This is a genomic window from Shewanella sp. YLB-07 (assembly GCF_009377275.1).
In genome coordinates this window covers 318,214-343,481 of the sequence record NZ_VOQB01000007.1, presented here as the reverse complement: position 1 = coordinate 343,481, position 25,268 = coordinate 318,214, and the positions used below count along the sequence as shown (strand labels likewise).

At 45.0% G+C, this 25,268-nt stretch carries 29 protein-coding genes and 1 pseudogene; 29 read left to right on the top strand and 1 reads right to left on the bottom strand.

Features of this window, described 5'->3' with window-relative positions:
- The first annotated feature begins 150 nt into the window (after positions 1–150).
- Positions 151–414 (top strand): hypothetical protein, encoded by a 264-nt coding sequence (locus FS373_RS17555; protein ID WP_144046994.1) that lies wholly within the window; start codon positions 151–153, stop codon positions 412–414.
- A 212-nt stretch (positions 415–626) separates the two neighbouring features.
- Here the strand turns inward: FS373_RS17555 and FS373_RS17550 are convergent, their stop codons facing one another.
- Positions 627–1,325, bottom strand: coding sequence for a S24 family peptidase (locus FS373_RS17550; protein ID WP_152829977.1), 699 nt, complete (start codon positions 1,323–1,325; stop codon positions 627–629).
- Positions 1,326–1,405: 80 nt separating this feature from the next.
- Between FS373_RS17550 and FS373_RS17545 the strand changes: the two genes are divergently transcribed.
- The 28 genes and pseudogenes from FS373_RS17545 to FS373_RS17410 all read left to right on the top strand — a co-directional run bounded on the left by FS373_RS17545 (position 1,406) and on the right by FS373_RS17410 (position 25,264).
- The gene (locus FS373_RS17545; RefSeq protein WP_152829976.1) at positions 1,406–1,606 is read left to right on the top strand and encodes a Cro/CI family transcriptional regulator; all 201 of its coding nucleotides are present in this window, start codon (positions 1,406–1,408) and stop codon (positions 1,604–1,606) included.
- A gap of 31 nt (positions 1,607–1,637) precedes the next feature.
- On the top strand, positions 1,638–2,228 hold the full coding sequence (locus FS373_RS17540; RefSeq protein WP_152829975.1) for a hypothetical protein: 591 nt from the start codon (positions 1,638–1,640) through the stop codon (positions 2,226–2,228).
- 5 nt (positions 2,229–2,233) lie between these two features.
- Positions 2,234–2,482: a hypothetical protein gene (locus FS373_RS17535; protein ID WP_152829974.1), complete on the top strand. Its 249-nt coding sequence runs from the start codon at positions 2,234–2,236 to the stop codon at positions 2,480–2,482.
- A 168-nt stretch (positions 2,483–2,650) separates the two neighbouring features.
- Positions 2,651–3,433: a helix-turn-helix domain-containing protein gene (locus tag FS373_RS32070; protein ID WP_227992919.1), complete on the top strand. Its 783-nt coding sequence runs from the start codon at positions 2,651–2,653 to the stop codon at positions 3,431–3,433.
- Positions 3,430–4,104 carry a replication protein P gene (locus FS373_RS17525; protein WP_152829973.1) on the top strand — a complete coding sequence of 225 codons (675 nt, stop codon included), beginning with the start codon at positions 3,430–3,432 and terminating at the stop codon, positions 4,102–4,104. Before FS373_RS32070 ends, FS373_RS17525 begins: the two co-directional genes overlap by 4 nt.
- Positions 4,091–4,330 (top strand): hypothetical protein, encoded by a 240-nt coding sequence (locus FS373_RS17520; RefSeq protein WP_152829972.1) that lies wholly within the window; start codon positions 4,091–4,093, stop codon positions 4,328–4,330. The genes FS373_RS17525 and FS373_RS17520 overlap by 14 nt, the downstream gene beginning before the upstream one ends.
- Positions 4,327–5,577: a tyrosine-type recombinase/integrase gene (locus tag FS373_RS17515; RefSeq protein WP_152829971.1), complete on the top strand. Its 1,251-nt coding sequence runs from the start codon at positions 4,327–4,329 to the stop codon at positions 5,575–5,577. The genes FS373_RS17520 and FS373_RS17515 overlap by 4 nt, the downstream gene beginning before the upstream one ends.
- A gap of 55 nt (positions 5,578–5,632) precedes the next feature.
- A complete protein-coding gene (locus FS373_RS17510; RefSeq protein ID WP_152829970.1) occupies positions 5,633–5,851 on the top strand; it encodes a helix-turn-helix transcriptional regulator in 219 nt (72 codons plus the stop codon).
- Positions 5,852–6,306: 455 nt separating this feature from the next.
- Positions 6,307–6,441 (top strand): hypothetical protein, encoded by a 135-nt coding sequence (locus tag FS373_RS32465; protein WP_265575337.1) that lies wholly within the window; start codon positions 6,307–6,309, stop codon positions 6,439–6,441.
- A gap of 10 nt (positions 6,442–6,451) precedes the next feature.
- Positions 6,452–6,973 carry a hypothetical protein gene (locus FS373_RS17500; protein WP_152829968.1) on the top strand — a complete coding sequence of 174 codons (522 nt, stop codon included), beginning with the start codon at positions 6,452–6,454 and terminating at the stop codon, positions 6,971–6,973.
- A gap of 431 nt (positions 6,974–7,404) precedes the next feature.
- Positions 7,405–7,818, top strand: a complete 414-nt coding sequence (locus tag FS373_RS17495) for a S24 family peptidase (protein WP_144046875.1) — start codon at positions 7,405–7,407, stop codon at positions 7,816–7,818.
- A gap of 203 nt (positions 7,819–8,021) precedes the next feature.
- Positions 8,022–8,357, top strand: a complete 336-nt coding sequence (locus FS373_RS17490; RefSeq protein ID WP_144046874.1) for a DUF4406 domain-containing protein — start codon at positions 8,022–8,024, stop codon at positions 8,355–8,357.
- Positions 8,358–8,392: 35 nt separating this feature from the next.
- Positions 8,393–8,866 (top strand): annotated as a pseudogene (locus FS373_RS17485) (lysozyme); the annotation flags it as partial.
- A 350-nt stretch (positions 8,867–9,216) separates the two neighbouring features.
- Entirely contained in the window at positions 9,217–9,492 is a 276-nt protein-coding gene (gene lysC, locus FS373_RS17480) for an Rz1-like lysis system protein LysC (RefSeq protein ID WP_152829967.1), read from the top strand.
- 10 nt (positions 9,493–9,502) lie between these two features.
- Positions 9,503–9,736 carry a holin gene (locus tag FS373_RS17475; protein WP_194165873.1) on the top strand — a complete coding sequence of 78 codons (234 nt, stop codon included), beginning with the start codon at positions 9,503–9,505 and terminating at the stop codon, positions 9,734–9,736.
- Between the two features lie 9 nt (positions 9,737–9,745).
- The gene (locus FS373_RS17470) at positions 9,746–10,279 is read left to right on the top strand and encodes a terminase small subunit (RefSeq protein ID WP_152829966.1); all 534 of its coding nucleotides are present in this window, start codon (positions 9,746–9,748) and stop codon (positions 10,277–10,279) included.
- Entirely contained in the window at positions 10,254–12,251 is a 1,998-nt protein-coding gene (locus FS373_RS17465; protein WP_152829965.1) for a phage terminase large subunit family protein, read from the top strand. The genes FS373_RS17470 and FS373_RS17465 overlap by 26 nt, the downstream gene beginning before the upstream one ends.
- Positions 12,248–12,451 carry a hypothetical protein gene (locus FS373_RS17460; RefSeq protein WP_144046870.1) on the top strand — a complete coding sequence of 68 codons (204 nt, stop codon included), beginning with the start codon at positions 12,248–12,250 and terminating at the stop codon, positions 12,449–12,451. The genes FS373_RS17465 and FS373_RS17460 overlap by 4 nt, the downstream gene beginning before the upstream one ends.
- Before the next feature lie 33 nt (positions 12,452–12,484).
- On the top strand, positions 12,485–14,050 hold the full coding sequence (locus tag FS373_RS17455; protein ID WP_144046869.1) for a phage portal protein: 1,566 nt from the start codon (positions 12,485–12,487) through the stop codon (positions 14,048–14,050).
- Positions 13,956–16,025 (top strand): ClpP-like prohead protease/major capsid protein fusion protein, encoded by a 2,070-nt coding sequence (locus FS373_RS17450; protein ID WP_322619523.1) that lies wholly within the window; start codon positions 13,956–13,958, stop codon positions 16,023–16,025. The genes FS373_RS17455 and FS373_RS17450 overlap by 95 nt, the downstream gene beginning before the upstream one ends.
- A 79-nt stretch (positions 16,026–16,104) precedes the next feature.
- Positions 16,105–16,425: a DUF2190 family protein gene (locus FS373_RS17445; protein WP_152829964.1), complete on the top strand. Its 321-nt coding sequence runs from the start codon at positions 16,105–16,107 to the stop codon at positions 16,423–16,425.
- Entirely contained in the window at positions 16,418–16,756 is a 339-nt protein-coding gene (locus tag FS373_RS17440) for a hypothetical protein (RefSeq protein WP_152829963.1), read from the top strand. Before FS373_RS17445 ends, FS373_RS17440 begins: the two co-directional genes overlap by 8 nt.
- Positions 16,757–16,773: 17 nt before the next feature.
- Positions 16,774–17,337: a hypothetical protein gene (locus FS373_RS17435; protein ID WP_144046866.1), complete on the top strand. Its 564-nt coding sequence runs from the start codon at positions 16,774–16,776 to the stop codon at positions 17,335–17,337.
- 26 nt (positions 17,338–17,363) lie between these two features.
- Complete coding sequence (locus FS373_RS17430) at positions 17,364–17,789, top strand: hypothetical protein (protein WP_144046865.1); 426 nt, start codon at positions 17,364–17,366, stop codon at positions 17,787–17,789.
- A complete protein-coding gene (locus FS373_RS17425) occupies positions 17,786–18,505 on the top strand; it encodes a hypothetical protein (protein WP_144046864.1) in 720 nt (239 codons plus the stop codon). The genes FS373_RS17430 and FS373_RS17425 overlap by 4 nt, the downstream gene beginning before the upstream one ends.
- A 108-nt stretch (positions 18,506–18,613) precedes the next feature.
- Complete coding sequence (locus FS373_RS17420) at positions 18,614–22,471, top strand: tape measure protein (protein ID WP_152829962.1); 3,858 nt, start codon at positions 18,614–18,616, stop codon at positions 22,469–22,471.
- Complete coding sequence (locus tag FS373_RS17415; protein WP_227992917.1) at positions 22,471–22,842, top strand: hypothetical protein; 372 nt, start codon at positions 22,471–22,473, stop codon at positions 22,840–22,842. The genes FS373_RS17420 and FS373_RS17415 overlap by 1 nt, the downstream gene beginning before the upstream one ends.
- Positions 22,843–22,849: 7 nt before the next feature.
- Entirely contained in the window at positions 22,850–25,264 is a 2,415-nt protein-coding gene (locus FS373_RS17410) for a hypothetical protein (RefSeq protein ID WP_152829961.1), read from the top strand.
- Positions 25,265–25,268: the final 4 nt, after the last annotated feature.

Here is a 25,268-nt window from a genome sequence, read left to right as displayed (position 1 = left end):
TATCTTAATATCGCGCATGGTGTTGTTATCTGGTTTGTTTTTGGCGAAATTGATTAGATCAAATTGCACCATGTGTGTCTAGCTTTTGAAAACAAAAGAAATTATCTGGGGATTCCCTAGAACAGGGCGTTAGCAGTCTAATGAGGATTTATGTTATTCATTAAGGAAAACGAAACCACACTTACAATTTGGTGGAAATTGATAGGGTCAACAATTATTTTTGTTGTAGCAGTAGTCGCCGCTCTGACAGGCACACTATACATCCCGTCAAAATATGGATTCCTTACAGCGGAATCTAACCCTTTAACATTTATTGGCTTGGTTATTTTTTTCTTCTGTTTATCGGCATTGTCGTTCTGGCAAGGTGGTTATGGAATATATCAAAAGTACTTTGCAAAGCCGAAGTGCAGCTAACAAGCTGCTAAATTAAGGTTCACCAAGGCTGTCATGCCATTTGCTGAGCAAATCGCCCGCCAGCACATGGTTCACTTATTAGCAGGGCGTTACCGTATATCTGTTTGCAATACTTCCTCTAATGGAAATAGTCATTTCGAGAGCTTTAGTTCTAACGCATTTATGTCAAAAAATGCGTTAGAGCAGCTTTGCTTTAGTGATGAAATATATCTTTAGACTATAACTGAGTACCAAAATACTTTGCCGATCACTGTTACCTGTTTTAACTGGTTGGCATCGAGGCGTTCGTCGGGGTATTCGTCGAGGTTGTAGCTGCGAAGGCGCATACCGCCACCAGGAAGTTTGTACAGCATTTTGACTCGCATCATGCCGTCGTGATTGATGGCGTACATTTTGCCGTCAATGATGGTTGTCGCGGATGTGTCTACCCCGACTGTTGAACCGTGTGGGAGTACGGGTTCCATGCTGTTGCCATTCACTTTTACGCAGGCCGCTTGTAGGCTGTTAACGCCTTGGCGTTTTAGGCTGCTTTTAGCAAAGCGTAGCTTAGGCCCTTTGTGTTCGGCGGTTTCCGCAATGCCTTGACCCGCCGAGAGTTCGACCTCCATGTAAAACGGTATTTCAACTTCATCTTCACCTAATGGGCTATCACTGTCCCATAGTTCAAACCCGCCAGCCCATTCAGCATTTGATTCTGGCTTGGTTTGTCTATTTTCGCCAAAGAGTAACCAATCAGGTGAGCATTTTAGTGCTTTAGCTAACTTATACAGGTTTTCACCTTTTGGTGATGTATCACCAGACTCCCATTGTGAGATTGTCACGCCAGATACTCCAACTTTTTTACTGAGTTGGATTTGAGTTAACTTGATGATTTTTCTTCGCTCTTTAGAGCGTTCGGCTAATGTTTTCATATAAGTAATCTTAAATCAGTTTGACTTAGGTTTTATTTGGTTTTAACTTAAGAAAACTTAAATTATTAGAGTTTCTTAAAATGAATACAGCTGAAGCAGTTGATTACTTTAAAGGGAAAGCAAAATTAGCTAGAGCGTTAGGTATTAATCCCGCGTCAGTTTCCCAATGGGGTGATGACGTTCCAGCGCTTCGCGCATTTCAAATTGAGCGCTTAACCCATGGGGCGCTGAAAGTGAATGCGGTGGCTATTGATAACGCCAAGCCAGTGAATGTGGCTTAGGTTTACTTTAGGTTGAAGGAGAAAAAAGCACATGAAAACCAATTCACATAAGTGCGTGAGCCGTTTGAGTTTGTTGATGAAGACCATTCATCGGGTGTTAGAACTGCCCAAAATGACACGCTTTGCGCTGGCGATGGATTTTGTGGCGGCGGTTGATCGCCTTGGTTTAGCGGAGGTGCTCGCCACTGAGGGCATTAGCTTTGCCCATACCCAAGACATACATAACGATGCGCGGGTGAATGCACAAAAGCTGTTCCGTTGGTTGGGGCAGTACGAGGGGCAGCACCCGCAGGCTGAGCGGTTGTTTCATGTAGAGCAGGCGTTAGTGGCGGCATTGCCGGAGCATTTGCGGGTGCGCTATTTAAATGACGTGTTTAGTTGCGTTGGCGTGACGGTGATTGCCGACAAGGTGAGCGACGGTGCCGTGCTTAAGGTGGTTGATATGGCGGCGTCACTCACCAAAGAGAATGCTGAGGCGCAAGTGGCGGTGATCCATTTGGGCGAGGCGCCTAGCCGTGAGCAGTTAGTGGCGGCGCATCGTGAACTTAGGGAATCGGCAGCGACGACGCAGGGGAGTATGCAAGCGTTAGAGCTGGCTTATCCATATTTGGCAGCAAGGTGAATAAAATGATGATTATGAGCACAAATCAGTTCAGTGATAAGCCGTTAGATGACTTAGACCCTTTAACACATAACCGTATTGAAATTAAAAGCTGTGAGGCCGCCAGCTTAAAGCTTAAGGCCGCTGCTACGGATTGCGAATCTACTCGGTGGCTGCTTTTGGCAAAGTCCAATCTTGCATTTCTTGAGTCAGTAAGAATCGAAGATCTTGCTCGGTCATCGCTTGGCTTCCAGCAAAATTTTAAACAAACATAGAGGTGTACAGCGTCTATGGCTGTTACTCCTTTGTTGTGTGAGTGAAGTGAAATAAGAAAGCCCGCTTTAGTTTGGCGACCGAACGGCTTAATACCTATGAGAGGCAACAACTATGTTACGCATACAAGCATGTTTCGTCAATTTGGCGAGAGTGTGGGGGAGCCCCACATGAGTATGGATCTGATGGTAAAGGCCATGAAGGCAAAAGTGGGCAATCCTTTACGTAAGTTAGTGCTCATTAAGCTGGCTGACAACGCCAGCGACACCGGCGAGTGTTGGCCCAGTTATCAACATATTGCTGAGCAATGTGAAATTAGCCGGCGAAGCGTGATGAACCACGTAAAAAACCTTGAGAACGAGGGCTTTTTGAGGCGTGAATTTAGGAAGGGTGAAAAGGGCAATTCAAGCAATATTTTCCACTTAAATTTAACGTCTTTTGACCGTAATCGACCTAGTGCAGCAGATTCACCCCCTAGTGCAAGAGATTCACTAGGTAGTGCAGCAGATTCACTACCTAGTGCAGGAGATTCACTACCCCCTAGTGAATCTCCTGCACCCAGAACCAGTCACTCTTTTGAACCAGTCAATGAACCTTTAAAAGATTTACCCAAATCGAAAAAAACGATGTTGGATTTTTCTTGTTGGCCAGGCATGCCGAGTGAACAGACCTTGGCTGATTGGATGGCAATGCGTAAGCGTCAAAAAGCCGATGTGAGTCAGACAGTGATCAACCGTCTTGCAAAGCAACTGCATGTTGCAGTCGCTGCTGGATACCCAGTCGATGATTGTTTGGCTGAATGTGTGACTCGAAATTGGCGTGGATTTGAATTGGCTTGGTTGACCAATGCCGGCGTTAGTAAGACAAGGCCTGGGCAAGTATCCGGTGATCCCGAACATTTGAATAACGGTTGGGCTCAACATGTTTTTAACGATAAGGACCCGCTGATATGAGAGCTAAAAGTCTGCAAACCTTGCTGAGTTCAGGGCCGATAGTGGGTGTTGGTGGTTCAGCATCTGGTAGGCCTGAACCGTCAGATATGGATATTGCCATTGTCGATAGTGTGTTTGAGAAGCTTAAAATTTTGTTTCCTGTTGGGGCGCCAAAGATCGAGGTAGAGGGAACTCATAAGGCTGAGTGGCTAAAAACCCTTGCTGCACAAAAAATTCGAAGCCGTGATCAAGTTCAATACGGTTTGAATCGTGCCCGGAGTGAAGTAGGGGAGAGAAAATTTTGGCCTTCACCACGTCAGTTCTGCATTTGGTGTTTGCCTTGTGCGAATGATGCGGGGTTACCTGAAACTGAGCAAGCATTTCGTGAGGCGCTTAAGCACTACCGCAATGCAGCTAGTCACAGTTGGACTCATGAGTTGGTGTGGTTGGCAATGCGTGAAACGGGATACTGGATGTTCAGTCGAGCGAACAAAAAGGAAGTGTTTGAGGTGTATACCCGTAACTACGATGTACTTGTTCGTCGTTTTTTGGCTGGTGAGCCGTTTGATATTGAGCTCCCTAAGGCGCTGCCTCCTAAGATGAATATTCCAACCAAACCTGATGCTGCAAAACAAAATATTGCTTTGATTCGTAAAAATTTAGATTTGAGAGGTTCTAATGACTACAAATGAAACTAATAAACTCACACAAAAATCTCGCCTACAGCAAATCATTACAGGGCCTCAATTCTGGACTCTGTTTGAGATTCAGCTGGAGTGTCTTACTCGCTTTAGCTCTCATGATAGTGAGACTGCACTTTCTGCTCGTTGGCGTGAATTTCCTTTATCCAATCGGGTTAAGCGGATCCGGGCTGGAACCTGTAATACATATGAATATCGTCTAGTGGGTCCTATATGATGTCAGGTGTTGATATTGGTAAATTGAATGATGCGGCGATCAGAAGGTGGCTTAAAGGGGGGATCACTCGTGATTTTCGTGATCTTCGCTTTCCTGAGTTACGTCTAAGGGCAAATGCTGGCCGTGCTAAGGCAAGTGTCTTCTTGGTGTTGAATGTGGGTGGTGAGACAAAGTGGGAGAAGATAGCCACCTGGCCAAGTGTTTGTATCAAGACATTAGCCAATGATCTGCCTGTCATGCTAGCTAAACGGAGCATTGGAAATATGGTTATAGGCCAGTTTGAAAGTTTGGGCGATCTCCTTAACTGGTATCAGGCTCATATCAAAAACAATTCAACTTATAGTGCTAGTTGGCGTAGCAATGTAGCTTCGTTGATTAAGTGCCATCTTATGCCCCGCTTGGGAACGCTTCGTTTGAGTGAGGTCAGTTTTGTTGAAATAGATACTCGACTGGTTAAGACAATGCTTCAAGATGAGTTTTCACCTAACTATATTCGTGAAGCTGTGAATAAGCTTAAGGTGGCGTTCGCTGCAGCTGCAAAGCTTCGTTTACTTAATACAAACCCAATCGCCGGTTATCAAGTGACTGACTCGATAAAGTTAGACGGTGCCAAAGATACCCGACTCTTTGAAACCGATTTATCAGAGTTGTTTGCTCGTTTGAGTGTTGAAATTATGCCGGTACAAATGTTGTTTGTATTGATGATGATGTTTGGTACCCGGATTAATGAGACTCGCCAAGCACGATGGGAGTATTTTGCAGGTGATATTTGGGTGATCCCCGCTAGCCATGTAAAAAATAAGCAAGAGCACCGATTGCCCTTAACAGATTCAGCCAGATCCCTACTTAAACGCTATAAGCAGTGGCAATTTAAACATGTGGGTAAGCGTGCTTATTTGTTTCCCGGCATGATTGGACCTATATCAATCCGTACAGCACACAAGTGGAATACTCATATTCGATTTAAGCATTTTACTAGTCATGATCTGCGTATTTTATTTAGGACCATGCTGGCCGATCTGGGAGTCGATACCATGATTGGTGAGCGTTTGGTTAATCATGCCTTGCCGGTATTGTTGCGTACCTATGTTAAATCAACTCTCGATAAAGGAATGAGCCAGGCATTAGAGCAATATCATGCTTATTTAATTGATCAGGGATTTTCTTCTGTTGCGCCTGAGATATTGCCTAGATCAAGTGTTGATCATGGGACAGCTGAAAGCCAGATGGCTAGTGGGTGGGTATAGCTATGACTGCATCATTACTAACAGAGTATGCATTTGGTAGGTTTTGGGGAAATTTATGAAGAAAAAAGGTTCAGATTTACTCAAAGCAGGTCGAACCATCAGAGGATTTACTCAAGATGAGGTGGCGCAGATTTATGGGATTAGCTCTAAAACTTATGGCAGTTGGGAACGAGGAAGGACTGCAGTTTCTTATGATGATCTGTCAGCGATTTTCGACCAGGTATTTCAATTGCCCCTGGATAAAGTGACTGAGGTGGCAAGCCATGCAGCATGAGAAAAGCGACGCATTAATGAATATTAAGATACTACGGAAAGAGTTGAAAGTGTGGGGCCGCTATTGGGCGCAGCAAGAATTTGGTCAAAGTTACTCAAGCCGAAGTGCTTGCGACCGACTAAAGGAACCGTTTATTCCCAGCAGTTGCGGTGGAAGTCGTGAGCATGTACCACCGGAGCACATCAATCGCTACGACATGAAAGTATATTGCTTGACGGTAGATTGTCGTCGAGCACTAAGAGCCCAGTACATTTGTAACATGGAATGGCCGCTTCTGGGATTCGATAGCAAGAAAGCGTTTTTATTTTGGTTAAGACGCGCTGAAACAGAACTTCTAGCTAATTAATCTCAAAGGCATTAGGGCAAACGGTAAATAGCAATCAGTAAGCAATTGATTTACTGGTGATTAATATTCTGTTAATCTCCTGCCGCACTAGAATAAAGGGAGTTAAATAGTGAAAAACCTTTTTTACTTAATTGCATTGCTGCTGTCAGTTAATGCAAGCGCAACCAGTAATGGCCACCCGCCTGATTATCCAGATGATGCTGAATATAAAGCGCCTACACCTACTTCTTTGAAAACATTATAGGGGAGTACTTATGAAAAGCATTATAACTGCCAGTTTAGCTTTAGTATTAGCATTATCAGCCAATACTGCAGTTGCAGGAAATACAAACATGGATAGTAGTTATATCTCTGTTGATATAGCTCCCATATGCTCTCAACAAGGTCAAATTACTTTAAGTTTTACTAATGTATCAGGGCAAGATCTCCTAGTTGATCCTTATTACATGGACAAGTCTAAGTTTGATCCTATATACGCTGGTCTAAGCTTATATACGGTGATTGAAGGTCCTAGTTTAAATATTACTTATAAAACAAAACCCAACTATGAAGAGTTTGACTGGTATGTGTTAGCAGCAGGAGCTACTGTCGAGCACACTGTTGATTTTAGGGATTATTCAACTAAAACATTCGATGAAACGGTGCAGTATGTCCCCCTATTTAGTGGTAATAATATTGATATAATTACTACTCAAGAGGGGAAAAAGATTAGCTTGTTCATGAATACTGATGATGCACACGAATCTGATATTTTCGGCCCTGAATGCTGGAAGTAGTACTAAGTTTTTTGAATGCATACTAAAGGCGCTCCGGCGCCTTTAATCGTCTTAATTTTTACGTGGGTCCTTCTGGCTAAAAGCCGTGCGGGGGCGGCGAACCTCAGTGCTTAACTACATATGAGGATTTTGGGGTTAGGGTTGTTGTTTTATCGCGGCAAGATAGTCCTGATAGCGATCAACTCACATGAACCCCTAATTTAGCATTGATTATATAGAGTTTTAACAACATCCCCGCTATGACTCTTTGGGTCGCTGAAATCAGATCCAATAGACCAACTTTGTGATCCTTTACGAGTTCAACTGCTTTTTCTCATTCTCTCTCTTATTCTGTTTGACACTTTCAATTGGAATGCTTCAAATCATTAAACTTGATTTTTTAGGTTATTTACTTACAATGACTGTACGGATATACAGTCATTGGGTGGTTTATGAGAATTATCAATATTAGTGCTAGCTGCGGCATTACAGGTTTCGAGAGTCCAGCTAAAGATTACTATCAGAAGCCACTAAATCTAGATGATCTGCTGATTGAAACTCCTTCTGCGACTCAAGTCTATTTGGCTCAAGGAGATGATTTACAAAATATAGGTGTATTCGATGGTGATTTGCTTGTTGTTGACCAGTCGAAGAGTGTTGTTTGTAATGATTTGGTCGTTGCTGAACTGAATGGTGAATTGATCTCCACTCTTATAAATACGAAGTATCGGGTTCTATATTCCGATCCTGGCAGCTCAAGCTCTATTACGATTCAAGAGTTCGATGAGTTTGTAGTTAAGGGAGTGGTAATTCGTTCGGTTCGCTGTCATCGCCCAGTTAAAATTGAAGAGTTATCACTTAACTGATAACTATTGAATACAAGGCTAGGGTATTTAACATTTTGGGTCGATTGTTACCGTTTTTCGGTCGTTTATTACCTTTTTAATCCCCTTCTAAATGGGTATATTTAGCTAAGCTTGTTATTGCTCTGTTTCAGCTATTTCAATCGGTCTCTCGCTTCGTAGCTCCTTTTTAGGAGCTATTTTTTTGCCTGTTGCTAGGTGGGTTTATGTTTCGTAGCAAGGTTTATATTGCCGGGCCAATGTCAGGTTTGGTCGATTGCAATCGTTTGGCGTTTAATCTCGCTGCTGATGTTCAGAAAGAATTAGGCAAAATTGTACTTAACCCAGCAATACTCCCAGCTGGTCTGAGTGAAGCTGAATATATGCAGATCTGCATTCCCATGTTGATGTGTGCTGATGAGATATACGTACTTGATGGTTGGGATCTCTCGGATGGAGCGCTGGCTGAGAAAGCCCTAGCTAAAAAGCTCGACCTCAAAATTGTTTATCAAGAAGGTGTTGATCATGACATCGCTCTACTTGGTTTAACTGCTTCTGCTTAGCCTCGTTAAGGCCTACTAATTCTAGTGAGTTAATGATGAATCTATCCCAAAAACTTGCGGCATTTGGTTTAGCCTCGGTAGCCGTTTTTGCCGGGACAACTTTAGTGGCTCCTTTCGAGGGACGAGTCTTGGAAACTTATGTTGATCCAGTTGGCATTCTTACTGCGTGTTATGGCCACACAGGCCCAGAGCTAGAGCATCGTCAATTTTTCAGTGAGCAGCAGTGTCTAGAGTTATTCGCCAAAGACTTAGCTAAGTTCGATAGGCAACTTCTACGGTTATCACATCCGGTGATGCTCACTGACGGTGAACATGCAGCGTATCTCAGTTTTATCTATAACGTTGGGCCTGGGGCTTTCAGAGATTCAACGCTTCGACGCAAGCTTTTAGCAGCAGATAGAGTTGGGGCTTGTAATGAGCTATCACGTTGGGTCTATGCCGATAGTAAAAAATTACCTGGATTAATACGGCGCCGTGAAGCAGAAAGGAAAATTTGTTTAGAGGAGTTAATTGATGTTGAGACAGCTGCTATCCGCAGGTGGTCGATTTCACCTGTATATCATTGCGTTTTTAATTATAGCGATCGTCCTACTAGGAGTTTCCCTTTCTCTGGTCCGTTCAGAAGTTGCCATTAAAGAAAGTGAAATTGAAACGCTCTCGTTAGCCAAAGCCGTTTTACAGACCGATTTGAACTTCATGGCTGAGAACGTCAGGAAAGCCGAAGTTGAAAAAGAACGCTTAAGGCAAGAGACTCAACGAATATCGGTTCTAAATATTGAAAATTATCAGGCTAAAAATGAGATTGAAACTGCCTTTTACCAACAATCAAAACAGCTGGATAGGTTAAGGAACTCCAAGAATGATCAAGTTAATGATTGGGCCAATACTCCTTTGCCTATTGATGCTGCCAGGTTGCTCAAGCAAGCCGCTAATTGTGCGCGCCGTGACCACCACTCAGACAGAATATGTGTTACCTCCAATGGAAATGATTAGCGAGTGCCAACTGCCTCTTGAACAGGTTACGACTAATGCCGATCACCTCGAGTACAGTTTATTGTTGCTTAGTATTATCGCTAAATGTAATACCGATTGGCTAAGACTCAGAAAGTGGTGGGAGGCTCATACTGATGATTAATGATCCAAATGTGCAAAAAGTATTATCAACTGCGGCCTATGGAGCCTCTTTTACCACCGCTGCAGGGGGAGCCGTATCAGTGAATCATATAGCGCTATGGATTGGCATATTGTTCGCGGTGTTGACCTTCGTGATCAACTGGATTTACCAGGCTGCAAGAAACAGACGTGATACAGAATTGCATGAGTTAGAGACACAATTAATTAAAGCAAAAATGGATAAGTTGGAACAAGAAGATACTTAAGGTGTAACTATGGCTCGTATTACTGCAAAAGAGGTTGAGCCTGTATTACTCAATAAATCTGACTTGTGTAAAAGCCTGGGGATCAGCACCACCGCCTTCGATAAATGGGCGGTACCTATTCATAGTAAAAGGGGCCGTGAGCGTCTATATACAGTAGCCGATGTGGTTGCTAACCGAGTCGGTAATGAGCGTAAAAAACAACAGTCATCCCTTGATGACTTCGACCCAGAAAAGCCCAATATTGACTATGAACGATATCGGCTTACCAAGGCGCAAGCCGATGGCCAAGAGCTGAAAAATGAAAAAGATCGTAAAGAGGTGGTAGAGGTTTTGTTCTCTACCTTTTTTCTGTCAAAAATTGCTGCTCAGATTGCACCGATACTCGATCAAATTCCCTTGCAGATAAAACGTAAATTTCCCGATACCCCCGAGAAGATGATTGATTCTATCAAGTCAGAGGTGATCACTGGGCAAAACCTCTGCGCTGATTTAGCAGGCGAAATGGAAGGACTATTAGATGAGTATCTCGCCAGCACAGATTAAGAGTCTGAAAGCGGCGATATCGGCTGGGCTACGTTCATTCTATAGGCCACCATTACTCACTTGCAGTGAATATGCTGATCAGCACTTTTATATGTCATCTGAGAGCAGTTACTCAGAAGGTCGCTGGACTTCATTACCGTTTCAGGTTGGCATTCTTAATGCCATGGGGAACGACCAGATCACCACGCTGAATTTCATGAAATCGGCGCGGGTGGGCTATACCAAGATGCTTATGGCCAACACGGCCTACAAGATCGAACACAAGAAACGAAACTCAGTGATCTATCAGCCAACCGATGGTTTGGCTAAAAAGTTTATGAAGGCTCATGTTGAGTCTGCAATCAGAGATATTCCTATTTGGCGCAAGTTGGCACCCTGGTTAGGTAAGAAACACCGTGACAGCACTTTAGACACCAAGTTCTTTACCAATGGTAAAACCTTACATGTTCGTGGTGGTACTGCAGCTGCAAACTATCGTGAAATCTCAGTTGATGAATGTATCTATGATGAGCTCGCCGCTTTTCTTGCTGATATCGAAAAAGAAGGTAATGCCACCACTTTAGGCGACACTCGTTTTGAGTTGTCGGCATTTCCAAAATCTATTCGGGGCTCAACCCCTAAGGTATTGGGCGAATGTCAGATAGAGAAAGCTTGCAGTGAAAGCCCTTATCACTTTCGATTTATGTTGCCTTGCCCACATTGTGACGAACGCCAGAGTTTGAAGTTTGGCGGTAAAACAGAGCCATTTGGGATTAAGTGGCCTATAGGTAAGCCTGAATCTGCTTATTACTGCTGTGAGCATAATGGCTGCGTAATAGAAAACGCATCACTAATGGCAATGCAAGAGCATGCTGATGCGATGTGGATATGTGAAAAAACAGGGCTTAAGACAAAAGACTTTCTTAGCTTCTTTGATACTGACGGCATTGAATGTGCCACCCCAGATAATATCGCTGTTTATATCTGGTCTGCCTATAACCCGCTAACGACCTGGGCGAAATTGGTTAAAGACTTTCTTAAGTGTCGAGGTGATCAAGAAAAACTAAAGACTTTCGTGAATACGAAACTGGGTGAGCCTTGGGATGCTGACAATGGTGAGCGTTTAGAGTGGGAAGATTTATCTCGGCGCCGGGAAATGTACCCTGAAAACAAAGTCCCTGATTGGGTGGTGTATCTCACTGTCGGTGTGGATACCCAAGATGATCGTTATGAAGGTCGCATCTGGGGATGGGGACCCGGTAAAGAGTGTTGTTTAGTCGATAGATTTATTCTTTATGGGGATCCCGCTAGCCAAGTATTGCTGGATAAAGTCACTGAACGCTTGCAGCAAAGCTATATTCGCGCTGATGGTGTGCGTTTAGAACTGGGGCTCGTTGGTTGGGACAGTGGCGGTCATTATACCGATACTGTTTATGCCATGAGTAAAAAGCTTGGTCCTATGCGGGTCATACCCATCAAGGGGGCCAACGTCTATGGCAAGCCAATCGCTAATTTTCCTCGCAAGAGAAATAACAAGGGCGTCTATCTGACAGAAGTCGGTACCGACAACGCCAAAGAGCTGATTATGTCGATGCTTCGTATCGCGCCCGATCAGTACGTTCGTAAACCCGGGGCTATTCATCTGCCTCTCAATGAATCCATTTGTGATGATGTTGAACTGCAGCAGCTTACTGCTGAGCGAAAAATAGCGGTTCGTAGAAATGGACGCACTGTTTATCGCTGGGATGCTGGTGGCAGGCGCAACGAAGCACTTGATTGTTTGGTTTATGCCTTAGCAGCCCTATATATCGCCATGGAACGCTTCGGCATCGATTTAGACAAAATGGCCAAAGATAATATTGCCGCAGCCAACGATATCGATTCCGGTAGTGAACAAAGCGCTCAATTCGAGTCAGAAAAACCCCATTCAGAATCACGTTCAACTCAAACCAATAACTGGCTGGGTGATACAGGCACAGGAGGCTGGCTATGAGCCAAGCATTAGCAAAAAAAATGGTAGATGCATATGTCGTAGCTGAACTGGATGTGCTTGATGGTAAAACGGTAGTGGTTAACGGCAAAACCATGGGAATGGAAGATCTGGAACAAATCAGGAAAGGTCGTATGGAGTGGGAGCGTCGAGTTTCAGCATATTCTCGCCCTAATGGCGGCTTTGGTCAGGCTCAGTTCTAAGCCCTTCTTGAGCAATGTTTTAAGGAAAAAATAATGAGCTGGATAAATAATGCTATTTCTCATATCTCGCCAAGGTGGGCATTAAATAGAGAAGCTGCACAGCAAAGCTTTGATGCGATAAAAGGCTATGAAGCTGCAAAGTCTAGTCGAACTCACAAGGCTAAAAAAGAGGGAAGAGGGGCTAACCAAGCTGTATTTGCTGCAGGTAAAAGCTTGCGTGAGCAGGCTCGCTGGTTAGATGAGAATCATGATCTCAGCATCGGTATTCTTGATCGAATGGAGGAGCGAGTTGTGGGGGCTCAAGGAATAGTCGTAGAGCCTCAGCCTCGTGATCTTGAAGGGAATATTCTTGATGACTTTGCTAATGAATTGCAACGCCGTTTCGGTAACTGGTCTCTAAAACCAGATGTTACAGGTCGTTATTCTCGACCCGAACTTGAGCGTTTAGCGTTGCGCACAGCATTACGAGATGGGGAGGTATTTGGTCAGCATGTACTTGGTAAAGTCCCTAAGCTCATTCATCCCAACGAGCAGGGAACGCCTTACTCTATAGAAGCGTTAGAGCCTGATTTTATTCCTTATGAACTTAATGATATCGCTAAGCGGATCAGACAAGGGTTTGAGGTGAATGGTTGGGGCCAGGTGGTTAATTACCATGTATTGCTCGATCACCCCGCAGATCAGAAAGGCTTTCGTTATAAAACGAAGCAAGTCCCTAAAGCTAAGATGTTGCACCTTGGTTTGTTTAAGCGTCTGCACCAGCTACGTGGCATTAGCTTGTTTCACGGCATTATGACTCGCCTGGCAGATATCAAAGACTATGAAGAGTCGGAGCGGGTTGCGGCGCGGATCTCGGCGGCATTAGCCTTTGTTATCAAGCGTGGGTCCCCTGATCTGTTTAATCCTGAGGGAGAAAAGACCCAAGATATAAAATTTGGTCCGGGCATGACTACAACTCTGGCACCAGGTGAAGACATCGACACTCTCGAGTCTAATCGCCCCAATGTTCATCTGGTTGATTTTCGTAATGGTCAGATGAAAGCCGCGGCGGCGGGTACTAGTGGTAGTTATTCCTCTATTGCCCGGGATTATAAGGGAAGTTATTCCAGTCAGCGCCAAGAGCTAGTAGAGCAAGACGAATCAAACCGCATCATGCAGCAATGGTTTTGTGCCGGGTGGTCCAGACCTGTTTATCGAAACTGGCTCAAGATGGAGCAGCTAAATAAAGTTGACCCACTAATTCTGCCTGTAGACCTCGATATCAACACCCTTTTTGATGGTGTTTATTACGGCCCAACTATGCCTTGGATAGACCCTAGGAAAGAGGCTGAGGGGTGGGAAATGATGATAGCCGGTAATGCGGCAACCGAGGCCGAGTGGGCACGAGCCCGGGGCCGAAATCCTGCGGAAGTGAAACGCCAGCGTAAACGCGAGGTGGAGTATAACCGCGACAACAACATGGTGACAGCCAACGACCCTGATCCTTCACTTGGAGAACCTAACAGTGAAACAAACAATACTAGCAACAGCAATGCTCGCGGCAATGCCGACAAGCGCAATGCTAACCGCGCCGCAAGGCATGGCCAGCAAGGCGATTAATGATCAGTCGGTCCCTGATAAAAACTGGTATCAGTTAAAAGCCCAAAATGGTCATGTTGAGTTGATGATCTACGACGAGATTGGTGGATGGGGTATTACCGCTAAGCAGTTTGCCCAAGATCTGCAGGCTCTAGGCAAAGTGAGCTCAATCACTGCCAGAATCCATAGTCCGGGTGGCGATGTATTTGAAGGCATGGCGATTTACAACATCATCAAGGGTCATCCGGCGCAAAAGGTATGCTATATCGATGGGCTTGCTGCCTCTATGGCATCAGTTGTCGCCATGGCATTCGATGAGGTCATCATGCCAGAGAACGCCATGATGATGGTGCATAAACCTTGGGGTGGCACCTTAGGTGATGCCGACGATATGCGCAAATATGCCGATCTGCTCGATAAGGTCGAAAGCAACCTGATTGGAGCCTATGCGCAAAAAACAGGGCTCAGCGATGATGATCTCCATAGCTTACTCGCCAGTGAAACTTGGCTCACTGGTAGCGAGGCTGTTGAAAAAGGCTTTGCAGACACATTAACCGATCCGCTGCAGATGGCAGCATCACTAAGTTCGAAACGACTGAAGGATTTTACCAATATGCCAGAAGCTCTAAAAAACCTGTTTGCACCACAGGGTAATAATCCAGGTGCTACCAATACGCCAACTCCCGCGACCCCTGCACTAAATCAACCCTCACAAGCTGATATCTCTGCCGCTGCGGCAACGATGAATAAAGAGCGAATTGACGGAATTAATGCGGCGTTTGCTTCGTTTCCTCAGTTTGGAGAATTAAAGAATACCTGTATTGCCGATGCGACAATAGATGCTTCAGGTGCTAAAGACAAAATTTTAGCTGCTCTTGGCCAAAATACAGATCCAGCAGCGCCCCAGCCTCAAAGTGTGATTATTCATTCTGGTAACGGCAATTTAGTGGGGGACTCTATCAGTGCGCATTTGATGGCGCGTGCTGGCCACGTTAAAGCTGAAAAAGATAATGGTTACTCAAGCTATAACTTGAAAGAGTTAGCCCGTGCTTCTCTTGCCGATCGTGGTATTGGCATTGCGGGGCTCAACCAGATGCAGATGGTAGGCCTGGCGTTTACTCACAGCTCATCGGATTTTGGCAACATCTTACTTGATGTCGCCAATAAATCGGTGCTACAAGGCTGGGAAATGGCCCAAGAAACCTTTGAGCGCTTCACTAAAAAAGGCCAACTTGGAGACTTTAAAGTTTCCAAGCGTGTGGGCTTAGAAGAGTTCGGCAGTTTGCGCCAAGTACGTGAAGGGGCTGAATATAAGTACATCACTTTAGGTGATAAAGGTGCCGATATTGCGCTGGCCACTTATGGTGAAATTTTCTCTATCACTCGTCAGTGCATCATCAATGATGATATGGATATGCTCACATCAATCCCTATGAAAATGGGGATGGCAGCAAAAGGCACTATCGGTGATCTGGTGTTTGCAATCTTAACCGGTAACCCCAAAATGGCCGATGGTAAAACGCTGTTTCATGCCGAACATGGCAACTTGGGCGGCGGTGCGCCAAGTGTCGAAGTGCTAGGTGTGCTGGCTGAGCTAATGGAGAGCCAAACTACAGGCGGTAAGAACCCGCGCGCGCTTAACATCATGCCAGAATTTGTGCTGTGTCCTCCTAACCTTAAGCGTACCTTGACCCAGATCATCAAGTCTAGTTCGGTTAAAGGTGCCGATATCAATGCGGGCATTGCTAACCCAATGCAAGATTTTGCCGAAGTGATCTCCGAGGCGCGTCTTAAAGCTTCAAGCGACAAGGCATACTACCTTGCAGCAGGTCAAGGTCGTGACACTATCGAAGTCGCTTACCTAGACGGTATCGACACGCCCTATATTGAGCAGCAAGACGGTTTTAGCATCGATGGTGTCGCCACTAAAGTTCGAATCGATGCAGGTGTTGCGCCACTCGATCATCGAGGACTCGTTAAATCTACAGGTGTTTAATCTGCTTGTTCGATCCATTAAGGCCGCCATTTTCTAGGGCGGTTTTGTTATTTCAGCTTTATTAAACAGGAAACCTGTTATGAAGAATCAAATCTGTGATGGTAATACTATTGATCATACTCCCGCTGCCGATGTTCCCAGTGGGGCGCCGGCTTTAATCGGTAAGCTTGTTGCTGTTGCATTAGGTGATGTGAAAGCTAATAACGAAGGAACCTTTGTCACCACCGGTGTATTTGAACTGCCTAAGGTGCAAGCTGATGATATTGGTCAAGGTGCACAAGTTTACATTAAGGCCGATGGCAACATTACCTCAACAGCATCGGGAAACACCTTAGCGGGTAAAGCATGGGCTGCAGCTGGTAACCCGTCAGATACTGCCTGGGTAAAAATTAATGCCTAGTTTTGCGGTTAAGGCTGCAGTTAAGCTCGAAAGGGCTTTTCGTAAACTGGCTGATACCTGTCAGTTCACTCCCGATTCGGGTGGGGTCGTTGCTAATCGTAGTGTCGTTCCTCATGTCACTGAGCCAGATACCTCGCAAGAGTACATACCTCAACCCGTTACAATGGCTGAGTTTCTGCTAAGTGATGGGCCTGTTCATTGTGATGATCTGTTTCAACTTGGCATTCTTGATGGGCAAGGTGATTTTCAATCTACAGGTAAGCAGTGCCGGTTAACCCAGATTTACCAGGTGGATAACATCAGCGTTATTTATATCTATGTAGAAATTTAGCGTGAAGAGGGCAACTTATGGCCAGTAATAAGGTGCATTTAACAGGTTTTGAATCCGTCAATAAAGAGCTCAGGCGAATGCGAAGCCAGCAAGCCCCTGCAATTGCTCAAGCAATTAAAGACACTGCCATATACGGTCAAGCTCAGGCGGTAGATGCCGTGTTTAATCGGTATGGTTTTAAGTCTCGAAGTTATGTTGATGACAATATTAAGCTCCAGGTTGAACCTAGGTTTTTACAGGCTCGAGTGTATTCACGGTATAGAGCCAGTACTTTGACCCGTTTCGTTAATACTCGAAGAACTCGCAACGCCAAGACTAAACCCGCTCGCCAAGTTAGTTCAGGCTATAGCATCAGTTTGCTTCGTAATAAATTCCACATCTTTCGTGGCGCCTTTCAATTCACTGGCCGCAATGGCAATGCGTTAATGGCTATTCGAGAGAAAGGTGATAACAGTTGGCGTGACATTCAACAGGCGTCTTATGGTCCATCAGTGGCGGGGAGCTTTGGGGTTATTCGTCCGGAGATAGATGAAAAAATCAGTCATTACCTTCGTGATCGATATACCAAACATATGACTTAACATGGCTTAATCAGCCGAGGGATCTCATGATAGATGCAATTATCACCCGCCTTGAAGCGGTTGATGGATTTGACGTGCGTGAAGGTTTCTACACGCAATCATCAGCCAGCAAGAGCAAGTTTATTTTTGTTCAACCTCATCAAGATTCTGCTGAAATCCCCTCAGGTAACAATCCCTATAAAGACGAGTTGCGTTTGCAACTGGTTGTGGGGGTTAAGTTGACCTCAACGGCTAAGCCTACCGCTGAACTTATTAATGCTGTCAGGCAGATCCGGGAGGCGTTTTTCAAAGGTGAACGCAACCCGGCTAAACCCTCGTGGCTTACAAGTGTGATCAGCTTTACTGAACCAGAACCGTGTAAATACATTATGCCCGAAGTTCATGAAAAGCATGGCTTAGCGGTGATCACCCTTTCAATAACTCAAACCGTTACATTTGGAGATTTACTATGAGTGAAACAGTAACCGAGAGCTACATCGGCTCAGGCATTATGTATGTCGATGGTCGTGATGTCGGTAATGCCAGCGGCGTTAAAATTGATATCGAGCAAGAAACCAAATCTCAACCGAACTATCGCGGTGGCGGCGGGAACTCTGCTGAGGTTACTAAGATTAAGTCGGTGAAGTTATCAGCCACCATGAATGATTTTAGCAATGAAAATATGGCTCTTGGTTTGCGTGGCAAGGTCGAAGTCGTTGCTGCTGGTGCTGTGGATGATGAGCCATTGACTGCCGTTCTGGATGGCCTTTGTGATACTACAAAGATGATCGACACAAGTATTGCGCCTGTGCTGAAGAATGAGGCTGGCACCACCACTTATGATGTCGATGTTGACTACATTGTTAGCGCTGGTGGTATTCGACCTTTAAGCACCGGTGCTATGACTGAAGGGCAAGCCATTAAGGTGAGCTATACCTCAAAAGCAGGCAACGCCTTACAAGCGCTGGTTGAATCAGGCAAAGAGGTGAAAGTGGTTATTGACGGTATTAACGATGCCACGGGTAAACCTTGGACCTTAAAATTCTACAAGTGGAAGCCAAGCCCAACTTCTTCACTTGATCTGATTGGTGATGATTTTGGTTCATTCGACATTGAGGGCGGCGTGCTGGCCGATGCTTCTATTGTTGCAACCGGTAAGTCGAAATTCTTTGTTCGAAGTGCCGCCTAACACTCTTTTTGTTCTGTGATCCCTTAAGCCATCACCACTATTGAGAACTCGAGAGTGGTGATGGCTTTTTCATTTTGTTGAACCTGTTTATTCATTGGAGTGTTATCGATGAGTTTTAAAGATCAAGTCGTCAACCTGATCATCAAAGGTAAAGACCTTTTCTCATCAGAAGCCAATAAGTCTGAAAAGGCATTGGCTGATCTGGCTCAGCAAAGTGAAATTTTAAATGAACGTTTGCATGAGCTTGAAGATCTGCAAGGTGCCGTAGGGGCGATAGATGATCTGACTCGCGCTATCAGTAAAGGTGAAAAAGCCTATACCGATAATAGCCTTGCCCTAGATAAGTTGGTCAAGGAACAAAAACAAGCCATTACCGCTGTTAAGCTGCTTGATGGTGCGCATAAAGAGGCATCAGCCCAAACTGAGAAAACCGAGCAAGAATATCAACAAGCCAAAACACAGCTAGCCCAGTATGAACAGCAGTTAGAAAATACTCGTGCTCAAGTTGATAAGCTTACAGCACAACAACAAAAGGGCAGTCAGGCCAGTAAGGAACAAGCCGCTGCGCTCAATAAAGCCAGCGTTGATCTTAAGCAATTAGAGCAAGCACAATCGACGACAGAAGCCAGCGCCAAAGCTCTGAGTATAGCCCTCGACAAGCAGCGTCATGAACTCGATGCCATTGGTACCAGTGCCGATGAGGCTGGACGTAAGAAAGCCGAGTATACCCTTAAGGTTAAGAACGCAAGATCTGAGCTTAACAAGTTAGCGACCAGCTTAGGTAAGAATAAGACTGAGCTAGAGCAGCAAACCAATAAACTGACTAAAGCCGGTTACTCAATGGATAAGCTGGCCGATGCCAGTAAAGAGTTAAAGCAACAACAAGTTGCAGCAAAGACCGCGATAAGTGGTGTAAATAAACAACTTTCTCGCCATGATAAATTACTTACAGAGTCGAAAAAATCAGCCCGTGATTTTGGTGGTTCTATCGGCTCGGCTACACAAAGTCTACTTGCTATGGCTGGTGCCTATATTGGTATTGATAGATTGTGGGAAAGTTTGAAGGGGATCTTGACTACAGGTGATGATGCCAGGGCTTTTACTGTACAAATGTCTGCCATGATGGGGTCAATTGCACAAGGAGAGCAAGCGACTGCCTGGATAAAAGAGTTTGCCAATAAAACTGGTACTCGTCTCGAGAGTGTGAGGACTGCTTTTACTTCTCTGAAAACTTTTGGTATCGACCCCATGAACGGTACATTGCAATCCATGGTCGATTACAACGCTAGGCTTGGCGGGAGTCAGGAGAAGTTAGAGGGAATTATTCTTGCGGTCGGTCAAGCATGGGCTAAACAAAAACTGCAGGGTGAAGAGATCTTGCAGCTGGTAGAACGGGGTGTACCTGTTTGGGATCTGCTTGAGAAGGTTACTGGTAAAAATACAATTCAGCTTCAAAAATTATCTGCAAGTGGCCAGCTTGGTCGCGAAACCCTTGCCGCCCTTTTTAATGAGATGGGTAAGCAAGCGAACGGTCAAGCATCTAAAAGCCTCGACAGGTTAGCTGGCCAAGTTAATCTGATCTCCAATAAATTTGAAGAGTTCAAACGGATCATTGCTGATTCTGGTGTTTATCAGGTAGCCGTTGATTTCATCAAAGACCTTAATGAACAGTTCGACAGATTAAATCAAGACGGAAAAATTAAAGCGGCAGCTGAAGATATTAGCCAGTTTTTCTCATCTATTTTAAGGGATGGTGGCAGTAGCCTAAAGGGGATGCTTGACAACATTACTGCATTTGCAGAAGCACTTAACATTATTTCAGGCTCACTAAAAATAGTTTGGAATTCAATAAGTGCTGGCATCATTAGTGTTGCAGCTGTGGCCACTAAAAGTTGGGCCTTGATGACAGAAGGTTTTGCAATATTTGTTGAATCTCTTGGTGGTGAAGAAAGTGCGGCTAAAATTCGTAAAGCCTCTGAGTTACTTAACGCTTTATCTGCCGGTTATTTAAAGCAGTTAGAACAAGACAGTCAAGATATCAAAACTGCTTGGGCACAAGTTACCAACACCGTTGAAAGTGATACTACTGCCGCTTATCAAAAAATAGCTAGCGAAGCAGTAAAGAGCACCACGACTCAGGTGAGTGAGGCCGAAAAGGTTGTTGCTGCAGGTAATAAACAGATTGAAACACTTACTGCACAAGAGCTTGCCGCTAAGCAGGCTTATACTGAGTTGGTTGATGGTGCACAAAAAGGTGGTGAAGCCAGTTATCTGTTCATGGAAGCCCAGAATGATCTCGGTCGAGTCACCCTGGAACTTTCTGTTGCCCAGCAGGGGCAGATTAAAAACCAGCAGCAATTAGAGCTGGCTATTATCAAGGCTACGGCAGCGACTAAGGCAGAATTATTGGTCCAGCAGCAACTCGCACAGCAAACATTAGTTGAGGTGCGCCGAGCATTTATTCAAGGTACAGCTTCAGTTGAGAAATATGGATCTGCACAGAAATCTTTAGAGCTAATCACCGCAAAACTGGCTGCTACTCAGAAAAAACAAACTCAATTACAACAACTGCAAGCCGCTAGTGCAAAAGAACTTGAAGATATCATGGCCAAAGGGGGGATCACTACGGTCAAAACGTTAAGAGATCAAGAACAAGCTGCAAGAATAACCTATCAGGTGATTAAGAAGGGAGCAAAAGAAGGAGCTGTTTCAACTTATGAATTGAATCAGGCTTTTTTGAAATATGCCGAGGCAGCTGTTCAGGCTGCTGTTGCCAGTGATAAGCAAGTTGATGCCTCTGTTCGCCAGCAAGCTGCTGCTTTAGGTTTAACTGGCGACCTTGAACTAGTTATCGCGCAATATCAGCGACTCAATGAAGTTCAAAAAGGCCTTGGGAAACAAACTGGCAATACCAAAGATAAGGTTGAAACGGACTCAAAAGGTATTGGTACCACTATATCTAATACCATGAACACTGTCACCAAAAGTGCAGAGAAAGCTGGGTACGCTTTGGTGTCGATAGCTCAAGCGTTCACTAATCATCTGCAGTCCGTCACTGCAGATATCGCCGAGTTGAGTGAAGGGGCCACAGTTTATTTTAAAAACATACTCTATCACCAGAATAAGTTAGTCGATGATTCATCTGAGCTTGAGAAGGTCAGGGCGGAGTATAGAAGCCTAAGCGTAGAACTTGGCAACATACAGAATGATTTCGCTGCATTTATTGATTTCACCGGCATTAGATCGTTCGCTATCGAAACCGTGATAGCAAGCAAGAAAACCAAGCTCGCTTATTATGAACAGAGAATGGAATTATTAAGATTAACTGAGGCATTAGATGGAGTAGGCGGCGCCAATGTAGAGTTGGTGCGTAAAGCCGAGATGGCCTCCCGTAGTCTTTCACTGGTTAACGATCAAGATATGAGCTTGCTTACCTCGGCTATCGATAAAGCCAAAGATAAAATGGATGAGTTGCGGGGTAGTGCTAAAGACACTCTTTCATCTCTCAAAGATGAGCTCGATGGTTTAGAGGGTGATAATGCCGCGATTGAGAAGCGCGCGTATGAACGCCAGCTTGCCGAACTCAATGAGCGGCTAATTAAAGCCAGGCGAACGGGTGATGAAAACCTGATCGCCCAGCTTGAAGAGTCAGAACGGATCCTTAAGCGTATTCATTCAATGAAGATGGCCGAGTTCAAGGCTCAGAAGGAAGCAGACAAGGCCAGTCGCCAGCAGACTGATACCGAGCAGGCTAAATCCACTCCCGTGCCCGTTAAGCCAAGCCCAGCAGCAACAAAATATATCGCCCCGGTACCCACTCCAACCCCTCAACCCTTGCCCTCATCGTTAGACGAAACTGTCTTGGTTTTACAGATAGGTAGTAAGCGGTTTAATACTCTGACATCAAAGAGCATTTTGGCAGAGCTTATGGCTGAAATGACACGCCAGCAGCAAGTAGGTGGATAATGACCGAGATAGACACCATTACTCTCTCAGAGCCCTTGTTATGGCTTAACAGGGATAAGCAAAAACGAGTTGCAACCAGTATGATTCGCGCCCTTAATGGTGCGCCTCATATTAATCAAGCGCCAATAGCAGCAGGGCTAAGCATCGTGCTTGGCACCTCAGATACTTGGATAACCCGAACTGAGTTTGAACAGGTTCAACAGCACAGCTTTATCACCCTCACCGAATTTACTTTGGTTATCGATGGCCAAAGCTTTCAAGTGATTTGGGATCATTCCCAAGGCGCCGCAGTGTCAGGTACCGACCTCTTTAAGGAGTTTGGCGGTTATAACGATCTCACTGACGCGACGTTTCGATTATTAACCGTGTAGGCTCCCTATGAATAGAAATGATTTAAAGCTCTTTAAGCCCGAACGCTTAGGCAATGATGATAATGCGGGGGGACTAAGAACCAGAAACGAAGTGACCAATGGCAAGGTTAATGATCTATTCCTGCCTATCTCTGACATTGATCATGCTCAAAGTGCTATCGACATTGTGAAGTGTTACCCAAGTTTAGATACTCCAGGCACAGAAACTTTACTCGATGCTCATGTATTTTTCTCTGACCCCCCAAGTGATCCACTAGTGACCATGTTACTCGCTGAGTCTCGCGGTATGACTGATGCCGCTAAATTGTCTGATATGCGTGAAATGCTCGAGAGTGATGTTGTTGCCGGGCAAAAACTCAGGGCGGGAATGTCGGGTTTTCTGCAGTATCAAAACGCCTTTAGTACCGCTAACCTTGCTCGCTGGGATTACTCAGGTAATGAGCCTCAATATGTCAGCCTTAGAGTGGGGGATATTATTGCTATCAGTGTCGAATATGACGGTGCTGAACATGGAAATTGGCCACGCTTAACGCATTATGCTCAAGTGACTCGAGGTGGTGGTAATTCAAGTAATGGCATGATCACCTTTGAGCCAGGTATCCCGTTTGCCACACCCGATAGTGATATAGTTATTAATACTGAATCGCAATGCACTGTGCTGAGAATGATTACCCGCACCTCGCAAGTTAAATATCATGGGGTGAGTAAGTTAACAGAGGTCAGCGCAGGCCAAATATTAAGGGTCGAAGAGACAGTACAAAGTTTGCTACCTACTGTGAGCAGTTCGGTTAGCCATGCAGGCTTATCTCTGAGTACCAACGGTGCAGATCTCGTTAAGAAAACCCTCACCCAAGTAGCAACAAGCGCCCAGACTTATCTCTTTACTGTGAATGATGTATTGCAAAGCGATCTTGCTACCGTTGATTTTACGCCTGAGATTCAATATATCGCTAATGGCCAATTGTATGATGGTGCTGATGCTATCGTTACCGTGGCTAACAATGAGATTAGTGCCACCTTATCGCGTAAACCTGATATTAATACAGCAGTTACGGTTAGCTATATTTCAAGTATTCGTTATGCCGTTTATTATCATGCGGATAGATTCCCTGCAGGGAAAGAAATTATCAGAGGAACACTCACAGGTACCGTTAACTGGGCCATAGGTTCTAGCTCAGAGCGACTTTATGAGCTTGAAGATGGTCTTTACGTGCGTAGAGGCGATGGCTCTGAGTATAGAGCTGCTATTTTAAATTATAGCGATGGCACATTTATGCTAGAGCAAGGGTTTAGCTTCCTTAGTTATCATGCGCTGGTCGGCGGCAGCGAGTCAGATACCGGGGTACAATTTTCTATTCCTTACAACGCTATTTTACTCACTAGTTTTTATCTGCAGGTTGAAACGGTTACAGGTTCATTGTTAAGTGCGAGTAGTGATGAAGCCGGGGTCATTACTGGTACCAGTATCAGCGGCTCTATCTCAGGTCGGTTTGTTGCTATCAGCTTTTCTCAAGCGGTTAAGTTATCCACTTTGCGCTATGACATTAGTGAAGTGGTGGACTTATTGCCGCCCCCGGAGATCTACAACCTCAATCCCTTAAGACTGCCGGAAAAAGGACTCGTTGATATTTTTCACCCTTGGGGAACGATATCAATTCAGCATGTGCAGTTTCAGGCGGTAAATTCCCCTGCACCTGGTGGCACAGTTAATATCCGAGCCGATGCTGATTTTGTCGATATTACAGATTCGCTCGGGGCAAGTCTTTGGACGGGTACCGATGATCATTACAGTGTGAATAAGGCCACTGGCGTAGTTACATTAAACAGTGATTTTACTGGCTTTACCGCGCCATTCATTATCAGCGATACCTTAAGCGAACGTGCCTTAGTGACATCGGTGGAGTCGGGCCAACTGCAGTTAGCTAAAGCGCTATCGAGAAGTTACCCAATTGGCGCCACAGTATCGAGTGTACAGATACTGGGTGATCAACAGGCACGTATTGAGAACGTGCGAGATTTAGCCGCGTGGAATGATAACTGGGACGTTGACGGGCCAGGGGCCACAGCTTCAATGAATACTATTGATTACCCTATAGTGGTGACTAATGACGCCGCCATTAATGAGGATTGGCTGATCCAATTTACCTCTGCTACCGCCTTTAATTTTATTGGTCGCCGAGTCGGTTTTATCGCCTCGGGTGACACCCTCAATAACTTCATCCCGCTAAACCCCTTAGCGGGTAAGGCTTACCTCACTATACCTAAAGAGGCGTTCGGCGGTGGTTGGGTACCAGGTGAAGCAGTGAGGTTTAAGAGCGTTGCTGCAGGCAGCGGCATTATGCCTATACGAGTGGTCGAATCTGGCCATAGCGTTGTCACTAAAGACCAAACCACCCTTGTTTATCGCGGTAACGAAGCCTAACTCG

Coding starts and splice junctions, on each gene's coding strand:
- FS373_RS17490 (WP_144046874.1), top strand. CDS start 8,022: ATGTTTCGTAGCAAGGTTTATATTGCCGGGCCAATGTCAGGTTTGGTC.
- FS373_RS17460 (WP_144046870.1), top strand. CDS start 12,248: ATGAGCCAAGCATTAGCAAAAAAAATGGTAGATGCATATGTCGTAGCT.
- FS373_RS17430 (WP_144046865.1), top strand. CDS start 17,364: ATGATAGATGCAATTATCACCCGCCTTGAAGCGGTTGATGGATTTGAC.
- FS373_RS17415 (WP_227992917.1), top strand. CDS start 22,471: ATGACCGAGATAGACACCATTACTCTCTCAGAGCCCTTGTTATGGCTT.
- FS373_RS17410 (WP_152829961.1), top strand. CDS start 22,850: ATGAATAGAAATGATTTAAAGCTCTTTAAGCCCGAACGCTTAGGCAAT.
- FS373_RS17535 (WP_152829974.1), top strand. CDS start 2,234: ATGATGATTATGAGCACAAATCAGTTCAGTGATAAGCCGTTAGATGAC.
- FS373_RS17545 (WP_152829976.1), top strand. CDS start 1,406: ATGAATACAGCTGAAGCAGTTGATTACTTTAAAGGGAAAGCAAAATTA.
- FS373_RS17425 (WP_144046864.1), top strand. CDS start 17,786: ATGAGTGAAACAGTAACCGAGAGCTACATCGGCTCAGGCATTATGTAT.
- FS373_RS17515 (WP_152829971.1), top strand. CDS start 4,327: ATGATGTCAGGTGTTGATATTGGTAAATTGAATGATGCGGCGATCAGA.
- FS373_RS17420 (WP_152829962.1), top strand. CDS start 18,614: ATGAGTTTTAAAGATCAAGTCGTCAACCTGATCATCAAAGGTAAAGAC.
- FS373_RS17445 (WP_152829964.1), top strand. CDS start 16,105: ATGAAGAATCAAATCTGTGATGGTAATACTATTGATCATACTCCCGCT.
- FS373_RS17555 (WP_144046994.1), top strand. CDS start 151: ATGTTATTCATTAAGGAAAACGAAACCACACTTACAATTTGGTGGAAA.
- FS373_RS17455 (WP_144046869.1), top strand. CDS start 12,485: ATGAGCTGGATAAATAATGCTATTTCTCATATCTCGCCAAGGTGGGCA.
- FS373_RS17465 (WP_152829965.1), top strand. CDS start 10,254: ATGAGTATCTCGCCAGCACAGATTAAGAGTCTGAAAGCGGCGATATCG.
- FS373_RS17440 (WP_152829963.1), top strand. CDS start 16,418: ATGCCTAGTTTTGCGGTTAAGGCTGCAGTTAAGCTCGAAAGGGCTTTT.
- FS373_RS17470 (WP_152829966.1), top strand. CDS start 9,746: ATGGCTCGTATTACTGCAAAAGAGGTTGAGCCTGTATTACTCAATAAA.
- FS373_RS32070 (WP_227992919.1), top strand. CDS start 2,651: ATGAGTATGGATCTGATGGTAAAGGCCATGAAGGCAAAAGTGGGCAAT.
- FS373_RS17495 (WP_144046875.1), top strand. CDS start 7,405: ATGAGAATTATCAATATTAGTGCTAGCTGCGGCATTACAGGTTTCGAG.
- FS373_RS17550 (WP_152829977.1), bottom strand. CDS start 1,325: ATGAAAACATTAGCCGAACGCTCTAAAGAGCGAAGAAAAATCATCAAG.
- FS373_RS17435 (WP_144046866.1), top strand. CDS start 16,774: ATGGCCAGTAATAAGGTGCATTTAACAGGTTTTGAATCCGTCAATAAA.
- FS373_RS17540 (WP_152829975.1), top strand. CDS start 1,638: ATGAAAACCAATTCACATAAGTGCGTGAGCCGTTTGAGTTTGTTGATG.
- FS373_RS17510 (WP_152829970.1), top strand. CDS start 5,633: ATGAAGAAAAAAGGTTCAGATTTACTCAAAGCAGGTCGAACCATCAGA.
- FS373_RS17500 (WP_152829968.1), top strand. CDS start 6,452: ATGAAAAGCATTATAACTGCCAGTTTAGCTTTAGTATTAGCATTATCA.
- FS373_RS17520 (WP_152829972.1), top strand. CDS start 4,091: ATGACTACAAATGAAACTAATAAACTCACACAAAAATCTCGCCTACAG.
- FS373_RS17525 (WP_152829973.1), top strand. CDS start 3,430: ATGAGAGCTAAAAGTCTGCAAACCTTGCTGAGTTCAGGGCCGATAGTG.
- lysC (WP_152829967.1), top strand. CDS start 9,217: ATGATCAAGTTAATGATTGGGCCAATACTCCTTTGCCTATTGATGCTG.